The organism is Caballeronia sp. LjRoot31 (assembly GCF_964253885.1).
Classification (GTDB): Bacteria; Pseudomonadota; Gammaproteobacteria; order Burkholderiales; family Burkholderiaceae; genus Caballeronia.
In genome coordinates this window covers 823,219-837,286 of the sequence record NZ_CAXURX020000002.1, presented here as the reverse complement: position 1 = coordinate 837,286, position 14,068 = coordinate 823,219, and the positions used below count along the sequence as shown (strand labels likewise).

Here is a 14,068-nt window from a genome sequence, read left to right as displayed (position 1 = left end):
GACTTGGCGCTTTAGCGCTTAGTCCGGTCCCATGCAAAGCTAGCCGCCGCGCGCAGGCGGCTCAGTAATAAACGACACCTTGGCGATACCGGCGCGTTCGCACTCGGTAATGACCCGGCCGATGAATTCATAACGCGCGCTCTGGTCACCACGAACGTGCACTTCCGGTTGCGGCGTCATGACCGACACGGTCTTCAGACGTGCCAGCAGCGTCGGCCCATCCACCTGCTTCTCGTTCCAGAAGAAATCGCCGTCGCGGTTGACTGCAATGACGATACTTTTAGGCGTGGTCTGCAGCGGCTGGATCGTCTCCTTCGGCAGTTGCAAAGGTATCGTATGCGTCACCACCGGAATCGTGATCAGAAAGATGATCAGCAGGACCAGCATCACATCGACGAGCGGTGTGGTGTTGATACTTGAGATGACCTCGTCGTCATCATCTTGCCCAACGCTCATAGCCATGACGAACTCCGCTTATTGGGCCAGCGCTGCTTCGCGAGCCGTAGCACGCGCCGAGCGGCGGCTGCCAGCGAGCAGGACGGTGTGCAGTTGTACGCCGAACGCACGAACCCGCTCCATCACCGACTTGTTGCGGCGAACCAGGAAGTTGTAGCCGAGCACGGCCGGCACGGCCACGGCGAGACCGATCGCAGTCATGATCAGCGCTTCACCCACCGGGCCCGCGACCTTGTCGATCGAAGCCTGGCCGGCGATACCGATTGCCGTCAGCGCGTGATAAATCCCCCACACCGTTCCGAACAGACCGACGAACGGCGCTGTCGAGCCGACTGTGCCGAGGAAAGCCAGACCGTCTTGCAGACGATTCGATACGTTGGTGATGGCACGGTCAACCGAGGCGTCGATCCACGTATTGCGGTCGACGGCTTCAAGCAGCGCTTCGTTATGGTGTTCACCCGCCTCGATGGCTGTTTCCGCGATGAAGCGGAAAGGCGAAGCTTCGTCGAGCAGCTTCGCGCCTTCGGCTAGCGACGGCGCGGTCCACAGCTGTTCGTCGGCGCTCTTCGCACGACGGTTTGCACGGAACTGTTCGACGAACTTGGTGACCATGATGTACCAGCTGCCCATTGACATGAGCACCAGCAGAATCAGCACGAAGCGTGCAACGAAGTCACCGTTCTTCCAGAGCGCGCCGAGACCGTATGGGTTGTTGACTGTTTCAGACGTAGCCGGCTGGGGCGGCGGCACGGCGTCGTCCGTGGCCGAGCCGGCCGTTTGCGGTGCTGCGGTGGCAGCGGCGGTAGCCGACGCGGTCGCGTCGCTAGCCTGCGCGTGTGCCATATGCGGTGCCACAAAGGTATCCACCGTGGTTACGGCGAACAACAGGGTTGCCGCCAATGCGGCGAGAGTACGCTTTTTCATGCCTGCTCCAAGTTCATTAGTACAACTTCTAAACCAAGACTGATAAATCGCTGCCGGTACCGAACAGTCTGTGGGTTTCAGTTCAGGTTAAACGAGAACGGAACTTGCACACGGACAGGTTGGCCTTGGGAAACGCACGTAAACTGCTTGACTGCGTTGAAGGCTGCGCGATCGAGTGAGGAATCTTCCGCAGACTTGGCAACACGTTCATTCGTAATATGGCCCTGCGCGTCGACTACGAATTCAATCAGCACATCACCCGTCACGTTGTTCTCCTGCGCTTCCTTGGGGTAACGAATCGACGAACGAATCTGATCCGAATTCGGGCAGACGACCCCGACTTCAACGCTCACGGGCTTGCTCGGCGCGGGCGGCGCCGGCGGTGCGGGCGGCGCCACGGCGGGTGCCGACACGACCGGCGCGGCCTGGTGCGTGATGGTCGGCTGGGGCGGCGTTTGCACTTGCACTTCCGGCGGCGGCACGAACGGCGGCGGCGGCGGTGCGAACTTCGGCGGCGGCAATTGCACGGTAGGCAACGGCGGCGGAGGCGGTGGCTTCACCGGCTCGATGATTTTCGTCTCGATAGGATGCTGGATGACCTGTACGACCTTGGTGGCAAGGCCGTTGATGAGTGCATAGATCAACACGACGTGCAGGAGCAGAACAACTGCGATTCCGCCGAAGCGGCGTACTGGGTTTTGCTGCTTGCGCCCAAACTCACGTGGGCGTCCTGGCCTCTCCATACGGGCCGCTGCTGCCGGAAATTGCCCTTCGACTTTCGTACCCACCTTTACTCCTCCGGCGTGAACCGTCCATTTCTGTAACTGCAGTGCGCTTACATACGACAACCAACGTCCACCTCGGACAACCGCTTCCTTCGCTCCGACCCTTGATTTGCAGTCCGAATTTATGCTACAGCGGTCAAATCTGATGCGTTGACACGGATACGGCTGTGAGATGCCCCGGAATTTCATTCCCGCTGGGCGATCATCAAACTGGAACTACGACAAATAAAATTCGACTCGCTCTTTTCGGTCTGGCATTAACACCTGGAGAGAACTTGAACGAAGCGCGCTACGGCTTCTGAACTTTTTGCGCGATTGTCACCGCGCGTTGATTGTCACCGGCGTTTCATGGGATGCGAAGATAACAGGACAAAAAATGCACGGTCAAACTTTATTTGATGACAGCAGACCAAGTTTAGAGAAAACACTCTAACTAATGCTGGCCTCGCGCTGCACTTGCGCCGCTTTAAAAGAAGAAGCGAATGTTTGAACGGATACACGCGCGCGTTTGGCAGCTCGCTAATTGGGATGCAGCCGCCATTGCGGCTTTCCATAACACGCCATGAACTGTCGACGGATAGTGAATAGCGCATGGCTCAAAAGCCCGCTGGGCGGGCCTTCGCGACCATTTCGCGGCACCCGGGGGACGAATCGCGAACGGTACGTCTAACGTGATGATCGAGCGCTGACTAGAGGCTAACGGTCAAAGCGAGAAAATAAAAATGAAGAGAGACAATTTTTGACAATATTTAGCGGTATTTACGACACTCTAAATGCGCATTTGAATTACGTCATTTATTAAATTACAAAAACATTCTAAATTATTACATATAGCCAACGGCGTTGATAATAGTCTGCTTTAGTTTGCAGGACGCTCGGTAATTAGTTCTCATGGAACTAACGTGAGCTAATACATAACATCTTGTTATAGCGCATAATAAATCCGCACTCTTCTGGAGTTTATATTTTGTGTCTCATAACATCCTGTTATATAGCATAATAAATCCGCACTTTCTGGGTATTGGAAGTTAAGCCATGTTGAATGGGAAACTTCTGTTATCTGAATGAAACCGCTTGAGACTTCCGGTTGTCTACTGGCCAGTCTGCATGTCACCTGCTACGGCCATCAGCTTGCGGACGCGGGGACCGGGAACCTGATGGGCTCATTTGACCGGCTGCGTTGTAACAGGTGGCCGGTGAACGCAATATCGCGGCGACCTACCGACAGGTCAACATACCTATCATCCGCGACCAGATGATCGGCCAGACATTCGTTAAGATTACTAATTTATTTAAGCGGTGCTTCGCACTTCCGTTACCCGCCTATCTCGATGTTGAGGATGCACATCCGATCCGCTCGACCAAGCGGGATCATGCCGGCGACAATGGCACTGTATTCCAGCGCCTTCGGCGCAAGCTTCTCGCCCTGGAAGGCCAACACGGACGTGGCCTGGAATTATCGGAAGCTCGCGACGGACCTCTACTCCCAACACACGGGCCCAGATTCGAACTTTGCAGCAGGCGCTATTGGCGTGACTGGTTACCGTCCGGGCGCGGCGTCGTATTGCCAGCTCAACCTGCCCGTGGCTTATACATGCCATTCCGGCGTGCGATCTTGATCTCCGCTGTTATCCGCCACATCCAAGTCAGATTCGGACAAGTACCACGAACAAAGCCCCATGTAGCGTGATGCGGGCGCGGAGAAGTGTCGCCGATATGCATCAATGCGGCCTACAAAACATACCGGGGTACTAACTTATGAATTAATTGCACTATTCTTATACGAACGATCCGGCCGCATCACGAGCCGGCGTCGACACCTGCCCGAGGGGTTCGGCATGAACCTGTTATCTTTTCGCACGCCTGTCCTTTACGCGGCTTGTCATCGCTGCGGCAACGCGCTGACGCACGGAGAAGATGAATGCCCGCATTGCGGCACGAATCAGTCCCGGGCCTTGCGTGCACCGAACTCCGTCGACTTCAACAACAGCAACGTCATGATGATGCCCGGCCGCATGCTCGTGCCGTATCCGAGCGTGCCCGAGGAAGTCGACGCGGCAATGAATATCGCGCGGCAACGCGCCCGCGTCGTCCGCCGCGTGGCGTTCGGTGTGGCGAGCGGCGGACTGCTCGCCGTCGCGCTGGCGCTGACTTACGCGCCCGGCCTGAGATCGCCTGTGGTTCAACGGCTTGCTGCACTGCCGGAACCGGCGAGGACACCCGCGTTCGTTCCAATAGCAACTGACAATGTAGCGAAAGCCGCCGCACCGGCAAGCACAACGACGGTCGTTGCAGTGGCGAAGCCGGCGAACCCGGTCTCGGTGAGCGTAGCCAGGACCCCAGCGGTGAACCCGGCTACGCTACCTGTAGCGACCTATGCGGCGGCCCCCGCACCGACGCGAACCCCGACGCAAACTCCAGCACCCACCCCGACGCTCGCACCGGCACCGAATCCAGCGACCGAGATGATCGCGTCGATCAGGAACAAGGTGACAACTGCCGTTGCGGCCTTGCGGGCGAAGATTTCAACGCTCGCGATGAGCCCGGCGACGGGACCCGCTACAAGAGCGACACCGAGCGCACCGGCCACGACAACCACAACGGCGAACGAGACGCACGCGCCAGTCCCGGTGGCGGTACCCGCATCAAAGAGTCCGACCAACGCGGCAGTGGCCACGCTCACGCCGGATGACTCACCGCCTCCAGCAGCCCCTCCAGCGCCCGTCGCACTCGCGCAAAACACGGCTACACCGCCATTGACGAGCTCGACGAACACATCGAACCCAGCGCCTGTCATCACCGCTGCGGCGCCGCTTGCCGCCTTACCGCCCGTGCCTAGCCCTGGCGCCGTCGCCGATGTCCCCATCGCCAGCCATGCGCCTCAGCCGTCCACGCCAAAGGAACAGGAACTGCCGAAGCTGTCGTTGCCCCCCGTCTCGCCGGTCATCGCCACTGAGCGTCCGCCGTTGGGCAGCCCCGGCGAAAGCCTCTACTTCGCCCGCCTCGCACTAGTCACCAACGACCTGAGCGCGGCGCGAAAGAACCTCGGCAACGTGCCCGAGAACCAGCTCGCCAGCCCCGACGTCCAGCGGGTCCGCGACGACCTCGCCCAACGTGAAGCGGCCCGCGACACCGCCATGCGGCACGCCCGCGCATGCGACCAATCGGCTTCATGGCGATGCGCACGGCGTTATGCAAAGGACGCGCTTGCTATCGACTCGAGCTACACCGGCTCGCGCGTCTTCCTCAGGCATGTGGCCATCAAGATTGCCGAAGCGAAGAAAGCTGCCGAAGACGCGGCGGTTCAGACAGCCGCCATCGCGCAACGCGGCCCGATGCATCCGGCACCGATCCGCGAGGCCGTCGCCATCCCGCGCACGGCTGCGATTGCGAGCACGAGCAGCGCTCCGACCACTACCGGCGCGCCGCACCTGTTCGCGAACCCGGCCACCACGCGTGCGCCGCGCGAAACTCACATAACGCATGAGGCGCGCGAGACGCATGTACAGCAGGAAGTACGTGAACCTGTCGTGGCATTCCAGCCGGTTCGGAATGCGGACACGGAACCGTCAGAGTCAAAGCCTCCAGACAACGGCGCACCCATTCGCCCGCCCGGTCGCGGCGAAGCGCATTGAAGCGCATCGAGGTTCGTTCGACCGGAGGCCACTCCGCGTCGACGCCTCGCTGCACATCACGCCCGCCTATCCCGCTGGAATGGTCACGATCGGCGTCTTCGCGTCCTGATTGGTTTCCGCCAGAGCCATCAACATCTGCACGACCGTGAATGCGTACTTCGAGTCGAAGTCATGTCGGTCGATCCAGTATTGCGACGGCCCATACTGAATGTCGATATAGGCATCTTCCGGCGCCTTCTTGCCCACATTGACAATGATCGTAGGCCGCGTCTCCACGCCGATCAATCCGATAGTCGGCTTGGTCGACCCGCGATTCACCAGCTCCTCGGGCACCCTGACCTGCGCGCCCAGGTCCGTCAGAATCCCGAGCACGGAACGCGTGACCATGGGAATCCGCTCGCCACGCTCGGCCGATTGCCCATAGACGACCTCATAGGTCTTGGTCTTCGGCGAAAGCTTGAGCAGCCTGCGGACCAGCGCAAGATCGGCTGTCGTCTGTCCGGTCTCACCGCTCGTGGTCGCGCCAAGCGTGAAGTAGACGCGCCCGCCATGATCCTCGTCGCGCGACTCCACGTTGAGTTGCCCCGCTAGTTGAAGGCGTCGCAACGCCTGGATCAGTTCGAAGAATTCGACGCTGCCGTTCCCATTCGGGCCGCCCAGCGCGTTCGCGTTCTGCATGCCTCCTATCGACTGCGCGGTGATGCGCAACAGCAAGTCGATGGGGATCGCGCTCTCGGCGAGCGGCAACACCAGCGCGGGCGCAAGCGGGCGAATATAAGCTGTCGCGAACGCCTGCCCCGTGGTCGGCGTGAATGTGAACGTGGGATGGTTGGAGTATGAAACGCTGCCGTTGGCGGCGGCGAAATTCTGCGTGGTGTCGCCGGCGCTGAGGGTGGAACCGGCGGTGGCATCGAAGGTATAAGCGGCAATGATCTGGCTGACGCTCAGGAACGCAGGCGAATCGGCAAACCGGATGCCTACTATAGCTGCGAGTATTTCGCGCTTCTTGGCTTCACCCAGCGCTCTCGCGTAATCAACCTGATCGGCCTTGAGACGGTTTGCACCGATAGTGGTGCAGCCACTCGCGGCAACGCAAACACACAATACAGCGGACAGCAGGGCTTTTCGTCTCATTCACGATGACCATTGGTTAGGTAGTGCGGGCAGCAGGCTGCTGCCTAGCCAACGGCGGCGCTCGCAACTTCCGTTCCCTTCCGATCCGCTTTCTGGGCGGGCAATTCTGAGCGGAGAAACGCAAGCATCAATGAAGGAATCAATCAGTCGTCCGGGCTCGTGGGCGTCTTCGTGTTAGCAGCGCCGGTTGCGCGGTAGACCCGGTAGCAACGGTCTGGGCAAAAGCCGCGCTCGGGAAGCGCTATAGAAATGGTCGCGGATGCAAAGACCACCCGCGCAAAGTGAAATTTCGACATGGTCGTCTTCCAAGGCGTCGTTACTTGCACGGCATCGGCATGCCTGGAACAACGACAGCATAGAGCTGTAACCCTCCCGGACTCATTGCCCGTTCGCTTTGTTCTGCGCGCGGCGCAAGTTATCCGGGTAGTCGCTACGATCATCGGCCGGGTTATAGCCGTTCTTCTCCAGCTTACTCAGTTCCGCCGAATTCTTCGCCCATGCCGCTTTTCTATCGGCTTTGCGTTGCGCTTTCTGTGCCTGCCTAGGTGTGGGCGACGCCGGCGATGGCTCGGCCGGCGTTGCATCGGCGCCCTGGGAAAATGCGCCGGGCGTCGCGCCCAGCACTATGCCGAGCGAGGCGAGAACCGTGATTGAAGCAACCTGTACGCGTGGCATGGCATCCGCCTCCTGTCAAAAGCATGCCCGTCGAACCGAGTTACCGCCATCGGTACTACGCCGGGCCTGCTACCCATTCAATCGCGCCGCTGCGCGTTCAACGATTGCAGTGCGCTGAGCACGCTCCACTTCGCCGCGACTCCACACAAGATCCACCACCGCCTTCGGCGCTGTGTCGGGCGTACCTGAATTAAAAGGCGGCGCGGGCGCATATTCCAATTGAAGCTGAATTGCCTGAGCCTCTGTTTCGCCAATCAAGCCGATAAGAAGCGTCAACGCAAAATCGATGCCCGCTGTCACGCCGCCACCCGTCATCAGATTGCCATCCTGGACAACGCGCTCTTTCACGGGAATGGCGCCGAAGCTCTCCAGGAAATGATGAGCCGCCCAGTGCGTGGTCGCGCGCCGTCCGCGCAGCAAACCGGCCGCTCCCAGGACCAGCGCACCGGTACACACCGACGTGACGAAGCGGGCCTGCGCCGCCTGCCGCCTGATGAAATCGAGCGTGATGTCGTCCTCCATCAACTTGCCGACACCCACTCCACCCGGCACGCACAAGACATCGAGCGCAGGGCAGTCAGCGTACGTAATAGTAGGCGTCAGCACGAGACCACTGTTCGCGTTGACCGGATCAAGCGTTTTTCCAATCAGGTGGACAGTCGCGTCCGGCACCGACGCGAACACGTCATGCGGGCCGGTCAGGTCGAGTTGCTGAACGCGCGGAAAGACGAGGAAACCAATATGCAACGCCATGGCGATGAACCTTTAAATGGAAGTAGACGCGCTCACAATACCTCGCTACGATTTGGCGAAATTGTCAATTAACCCTCGTTTCACGCCAACCCGGTTTCAAACCATGAGCTACGCTGCGCGCCGTATCGACATCCTCGCGTTTGCAGACGTCCAGTTGCTCGACGTCGCCGGACCGCTCCAGGCTTTCACCTCCGCCAACGAACTCTCGCTCGCACGCGGAGCCGGCGCACCCTACAGTGCGCGTGTTGTCGCTACCGCCGCGGGGGAGATTCAAAGCACCGCGGGTCTCGGCCTGCTCGCCCAGCCCTTGCCCACCGCTCAACAAACGACAGACACGCTGATCGTCGCGGGCGGACGCGGCGTGCATGCGGCATCGAAAGATCCCGCGCAGGTGGCCTGGGTCAGGGAGCGCGCGGCACAGTGCCGGCGCGTTGCGTCGGTATGCACGGGCGCGTTTTTGCTGGCGGCCGCCGGCTTGCTCGACGAGCGCCGTGCGGTCACTCACTGGGCGCATTGCGAGGATCTTGGGCAGCGTTATCCGACTGTCCGCGTGGACCCTGCGCCCATTTTTATCCGCGACGGCGCGGTCTGGACATCGGCGGGCGTGACAGCCGGCATCGATCTCGCGCTTGCATTGATCGAGGACGATCTCGGGAGCGCGCTCGCGCTCGATGTAGCACGTGAACTGGTGGTGTTCCTCAAGCGGCCGGGCGGCCAGGCGCAGTTCAGCACGACGTTGTCGTTGCAAAAAACCGGCGACCGCTTCGGCGACCTGCATGCATGGATAGCTGAAAACATGGCAGCCGACCTGTCGATCGCGACGCTGGCCGAACGCACGGGCATGAGCGAGCGCAGCTTTGTGCGCCACTATCGGGCGCAAACGGGGATCACGCCGGCACGCGCCATCGATCAATTACGTCTGGAAGCTGCACGTCGCCTGCTTGGCGATACCTCATTTCCGGTCAAACGCGTGGCCGCGCGCTGCGGGTTTGGATCGGAGGAAACCATGCGTCGCAGCTTCCTGCGTTCAATGGGTGTCACACCGCAGGCTTACCGTGAACGCTTCTCCGGAGGCGGCGACGGCGAGGTCGCACACGAGTCACGCCCGACGAAGTTCACGCAGGGCTAGCGCCTACGGCAGCGCAGCGTCGTCCATCCGCACGGCCGTTCGCACCTTCGCAGATGCGGAAGATTTATTCTTTCGCGATAATGCTGCATTGCGCTTCGCTCACCACTCACAATTTTTTCTCAATGTCCATTATCGATGTCCCCAACGACCCGCTCACGCGCGTGATCCCGCCCTATGGCGCGGGTCCCGCCGAACTCGCACTCGCCGTCGGGGGCCTGGCTATCGGCACGGGTGAGTTCGCGTCCATGACCATCCTGCCGATCATCGCGAACGGCCTCGGTACGTCGCTGCCCACCACGGGCCACATCATCAGCGCGTATGCATTGGGCGTGGTGATCGGCGCACCGCTCATCACTATTTTCTTCGCGAAGCTCCCACGCCGCGCCATGTTGATCGGCCTGATGCTGATGTTCGCGTTCGGCAACCTGCTCAGCGCGCTCGCACCGAATTACCCGCTGCTGCTGATCGCGCGCTTCATTTCCGGCGTGCCGCATGGCGCGTATTTCGGTGTAGCGGCGTTGACGGCCGCCTCGCTCGTACCGCCCGAGCGGCGCGCGCGGGCAGTCGGACGCGTGATGCTGGGCCTGACGATTGCCAATATTTTCGGCGTGCCGCTCGCGACCTGGCTTGGTCAATGGCTTGGCTGGCGCGCGGATTTCTTGCTTGTCGGCATGCTCGGCATTCTTACGATGATTGGCGTGCGCATCTTTCTGCCGCCCATTCACGCGGGCGGCGCTACGCCGCGCCGGGAGCTTGGCGTGTTCAGGCGCCTGCAAGTCTGGCTGACGCTGTCAGTGATCGCTGTCGGCTTCGGCGGACTGTTTGCGGTGTACACCTACATCACGCCAACGCTGCTGAACGTGACCCACGTGGCGCCCTGGCGCGTGCCGCTGTTGCTTGGCGCGCTGGGTGTCGGCATGACGGCAGGCAGCCTGATTGGCGGCGTCCTGGCCGACAAGTCGCGGCTCTGGACCATCTTCGGCATGCTGATCTGGAACGCCGCCGCGCTGGCCGCCTTCGCTTATTCTTCGGCCAACGAATGGACCGCCACGCTCAACCTGTTCGCGATGGGACTCGGCATAGCCGTGGTCCCCGCCGTGCAGACGCGCCTGATGGACGTGGCCGGCGATGCCCAGACCGTCGCGGCCGCGCTCAATCATTCGGCCTTCAACATTGCGAATGCGCTGGGTGCGTGGGCAGGCGGCGTAGTGGTCGCGATGGGTTTCGGACTGGAGGCCACGGGCTGGACCGGTGCGCTGCTCGCCTGCGGCGGGATCGTGCTGCTGGGTGTTTCCGTAGCGGTGGAGCGGCGCTCATTGACGTCCCGTCCTGCGACGGTCTGCGGTTCGTCGGGCGCATGACGCGTACTTGCAATGCGCCGTATTGAACGCTCACCTGGGAGCAAAGCAAGGAACAGGACCGGTTGATCCTTACGAAAACCCTCAAGCCCCAAGCTGTACTGCCGTTATAGTAATCAGGTGCGTGTGCGCACAAACGAAGGAGCGGGCGTTTTCAATCCTTCCAGTGTCCGGATGAAGAGTAGATAACATCGACATCGAACGAGATTGAATCAGGAGCCGGGGCAGCCTTCGGCTCGGAGCGCCGATGACCGTCTTTCCCGCGAACCCTGCCACGCCGATGGCCGACGACAGTAGCGACGACTCCGCCGCGGACGTCGCTCGCGCGATCGTTGACCCGGCGCGGTGGCCCCGCTCGGACAGCTCGGTCGATGTACTGTTGCGCACTGCCCGCGCTCGAGTCGATACCATCGACTGGGCGTGGTATCAGGTTGACGAAAACCTGCATCTCGCGGATCAGGGCGATGCCGCGCAAGAGTGGCCCAGCCTTCTCACGGCCGACACCTTCCACGCCTTTTGCACGGCCCAGCGTCTGTGTCTCTGGCCAACGGGCAGCGGCGAAAACATCCTCGGCTGGCTGCTCGCGCCTGCCAGCCATGCGGGAAGTCCCACGCTGTGCAACCTTGCCCGCAGCCTGGGTGAAGCCCTGCAGACCGACGCGCTGGCACGCGCACAAAACACCCAGCGCGTACTCTATGAAATCGCCTATCTCGCGAGCTCGATGCGCGAACGATCGGCGTTCCTGCTCGGCGTGCACCGCCAACTCGCCACGCTGATCGACGCGGAAAATTTCTATCTCGCCCTTTACGACTCGTCGAGCGGCGGGATCACCTACCCGTATTACGTCGATGTGATCGATACCTGCGCGCTTGAATGCGCGACCTACGACACGCTCGATCCATCACGCCTGTCGCTCACGGGCCAAGTGCTGAGCTCAGGCCAGCCGCTTCTGATCGACGCCGCCGGAATCCGCGCCGCCGAGCAGGAAGGCCGCTTCTTTTGCGTGGGAGATCGCCCCGAATTCTGGATGGGCGCGCCGCTCAAGAACGCCTCCGACGAAGTCTTCGGCATGATCGCCATGCAGGTGTACGACGTCGCCCGAATCTACAGCGTGGAGGACCGCGCGCTTTTCCTGGTCGTCGCCCGGCATGTGGCAATGGCGCTCGACCGGATCCTGCATCGCAACGATCTGGAAGAAACGGTATCGCGCCGGACTGCTGAGTTATCCGAATTAAACCATGCATTGAGGCAGGAGATCGCAGAGCGCAAACGCGCCGAACACTTGCAAGGGGCGTTGTTCCAGATCGCCGAATTGTCGAGCCGGCACGGCGACATGATGGCGTTTTTCCAGAGCCTGCACGGGATTGTCGGCGAGTTGCTGTATGCGCGAAACTTCTTCATCGCGCTGGTGGACAGGTCGACTGCGACCGTGTCCTTCCCCTATCATGTCGATGAACTGCTGAACGACCATCCCACGCCACGACGTAACCGGCGCGGCCTGACCGAGTATGTGATCAGGCAACGCCGCCCCTGCCTGATCGACCTCGCTGAAGCCATGCGGCTCATTGACAGCAATGAAATAGAACGCTCGGCCGAGGGCATCAAGCTGCGTTCGTGGCTGGGCATTCCGCTGTTCGACGGCGACATCGTGCGCGGCGTGCTCGCCGTGCAAAGCTATTCCACGCGCGTGCATTATTCGCTGCGCGACCAGGAACTGCTGACGTTCGTCTCGCGCCATATCGATACCGCCCTCTCGCGACGCAGCGCCGCCGAAGCCCTCCATGCGGCCAACCATGAGCTCGAAGAGCGCGTGAAGAACCGCACGCGCGAGCTTGATCTCGCCAACGCCCGGCTGCAATACGAAAACTCGCACGACGCGCTGACCGGACTGCCGAACCGCAGTCACTTGCTGCAGCGGCTGGGGGAGGCGTGGCTCGATCATCATGGCGAAGGTGAGCAACTGGCCGTGATGTTTATCGACCTCGACCGTTTCAAGGTGGTGAACGACAGTCTTGGCCATCATTTCGGCGACCTGCTGCTGGTGCAGGCAGCGGCCCGCTTGCGCAGCTGCCTGCGCGACAACGACCTGCTCGCGCGCCTCGGCGGCGACGAGTTCGCGGTGCTGTCGCCGGGCGCGCCGCTGGATACTGCCGTAGCCATCGCGGAACGGATCCTGGCGGCGTTCGACCTGCCGTTTCATATCGATGACCACGTGGTGTTCTCGTCGTGCAGCATTGGTATTGTCAGTCCCGACAGCCAGTTTCACAGCGAGCCGGCCGATTTGCTGCGCGATGCCGATACCGCCATGTATCGCGTGAAGAATGGCGGCCGTGACAGCTTCGTCGTGTTCAACCATGCGCTGCGCTGCGAAGTGTCCGATCAGGTCGCACGCGAAGGGGCGTTGCGCAATGCGCTCAAGCGCGACGACGAACTGGTGCCGTATTTTCAGCCTATTGTTTGCGTGAAGAGCGGCCAGCTCGTAGCGCTGGAAGCGTTGATCCGATGGCGCCAACCCGATGGCCGCGTCATCACGCCGGGCGAATTCCTTCCCGCAATGGAAGGCTTGCGGCTGATCGGGCGGCTCGATCTCTACATGCTCACGCGCGTCGCGGTGATCCTCGCGAAGCCGCAACACGCCGACTGGCCGCCGGTGCATGTGAACTGTTCGAGCTACAGCATGACGCGCCCGGACTTCGCCGACGACGTCCTTGCCCTGCTCGCGCGCCACGGCGTCGCGCCGTCGCGGATCTGCCTCGAACTCACGGAAGGCGCGCTGGTTGCCGAGCCCGATCTGGCCAGGCGCTCAATGCAACGTCTCGCCGATCACGGCATGTCGGTGGTGCTCGATGACTTCGGCGCTGGATTTTCGTCGCTGAGTTATGTGCATCAGTACCGCTTCAGCGGTCTGAAAATCGACCGGTCGTTTATCTTCGAACTGACTACCAGCCCGCGCAGCCGCGCAATCGTGCGGGCAATCGTGCGGATGGCGGAGTCGCTGGACCTGACGCTCGTGGCGGAAGGCGTGGAAGACGCCGCCACGCTCGCGGAGCTGCGGGAGATGGGTGCCGCGCAGGCGCAGGGGTATCACTTCGCCCGGCCGATGCCGCTGGACGAGCTCTTGCTGACCACCCTCGCGCCGCGCCTGGCAGGTGCTGACTCAAGAACCTTGAGGGCGTGATCGCCGAGTGGTGTGCTCACCACGCACCTTCGTGACTTCGC

11 protein-coding genes are annotated in these 14,068 nt (G+C 61.3%); 5 read left to right on the top strand and 6 right to left on the bottom strand.

Annotation, left to right across the window (positions count from 1 at the left end):
• Nucleotides 1-39: 39 nt before the first annotated feature.
• From ACSQ8V_RS22120 to ACSQ8V_RS22110, 3 genes are all read right to left on the bottom strand, one after another.
• Nucleotides 40-462, bottom strand: a complete 423-nt coding sequence (locus ACSQ8V_RS22120; RefSeq protein ID WP_213762076.1) for an ExbD/TolR family protein — start codon at nucleotides 460-462, stop codon at nucleotides 40-42.
• A gap of 12 nt (nucleotides 463-474) precedes the next feature.
• Complete coding sequence (locus ACSQ8V_RS22115; RefSeq protein ID WP_213762075.1) at nucleotides 475-1,380, bottom strand: MotA/TolQ/ExbB proton channel family protein; 906 nt, start codon at nucleotides 1,378-1,380, stop codon at nucleotides 475-477.
• Between the two features lie 77 nt (nucleotides 1,381-1,457).
• Nucleotides 1,458-2,168: an energy transducer TonB gene (locus ACSQ8V_RS22110; RefSeq protein ID WP_436183711.1), complete on the bottom strand. Its 711-nt coding sequence runs from the start codon at nucleotides 2,166-2,168 to the stop codon at nucleotides 1,458-1,460.
• A 1,370-nt stretch (nucleotides 2,169-3,538) separates the two neighbouring features.
• Here ACSQ8V_RS22110 and ACSQ8V_RS22105 point away from each other — a divergent pair.
• Nucleotides 3,539-3,784 (top strand): hypothetical protein, encoded by a 246-nt coding sequence (locus ACSQ8V_RS22105; RefSeq protein WP_436207165.1) that lies wholly within the window; start codon nucleotides 3,539-3,541, stop codon nucleotides 3,782-3,784.
• Between the two features lie 219 nt (nucleotides 3,785-4,003).
• Nucleotides 4,004-5,800, top strand: a complete 1,797-nt coding sequence (locus ACSQ8V_RS22100) for a hypothetical protein (protein ID WP_436207164.1) — start codon at nucleotides 4,004-4,006, stop codon at nucleotides 5,798-5,800.
• 66 nt (nucleotides 5,801-5,866) lie between these two features.
• On the opposite strand, the gene ACSQ8V_RS22095 is transcribed toward ACSQ8V_RS22100, so the two are convergent.
• From ACSQ8V_RS22095 to ACSQ8V_RS22085, 3 genes are all read right to left on the bottom strand, one after another.
• A complete protein-coding gene (locus tag ACSQ8V_RS22095; protein WP_436207163.1) occupies nucleotides 5,867-6,934 on the bottom strand; it encodes a hypothetical protein in 1,068 nt (355 codons plus the stop codon).
• A gap of 378 nt (nucleotides 6,935-7,312) precedes the next feature.
• Nucleotides 7,313-7,609, bottom strand: a complete 297-nt coding sequence (locus tag ACSQ8V_RS22090) for a DUF4148 domain-containing protein (RefSeq protein WP_436207162.1) — start codon at nucleotides 7,607-7,609, stop codon at nucleotides 7,313-7,315.
• A gap of 69 nt (nucleotides 7,610-7,678) precedes the next feature.
• Nucleotides 7,679-8,362: a DJ-1/PfpI family protein gene (locus ACSQ8V_RS22085; RefSeq protein WP_213762070.1), complete on the bottom strand. Its 684-nt coding sequence runs from the start codon at nucleotides 8,360-8,362 to the stop codon at nucleotides 7,679-7,681.
• A gap of 103 nt (nucleotides 8,363-8,465) precedes the next feature.
• Here ACSQ8V_RS22085 and ACSQ8V_RS22080 point away from each other — a divergent pair, with 103 nt between their 5' ends.
• From ACSQ8V_RS22080 to ACSQ8V_RS22070, 3 genes are all read left to right on the top strand, one after another.
• A complete protein-coding gene (locus tag ACSQ8V_RS22080; protein ID WP_436207161.1) occupies nucleotides 8,466-9,491 on the top strand; it encodes a GlxA family transcriptional regulator in 1,026 nt (341 codons plus the stop codon).
• Between the two features lie 122 nt (nucleotides 9,492-9,613).
• On the top strand, nucleotides 9,614-10,852 hold the full coding sequence (locus tag ACSQ8V_RS22075; protein WP_213762068.1) for an MFS transporter: 1,239 nt from the start codon (nucleotides 9,614-9,616) through the stop codon (nucleotides 10,850-10,852).
• Between the two features lie 244 nt (nucleotides 10,853-11,096).
• Nucleotides 11,097-14,027 (top strand): bifunctional diguanylate cyclase/phosphodiesterase, encoded by a 2,931-nt coding sequence (locus ACSQ8V_RS22070; RefSeq protein ID WP_436207160.1) that lies wholly within the window; start codon nucleotides 11,097-11,099, stop codon nucleotides 14,025-14,027.
• Nucleotides 14,028-14,068: the final 41 nt, after the last annotated feature.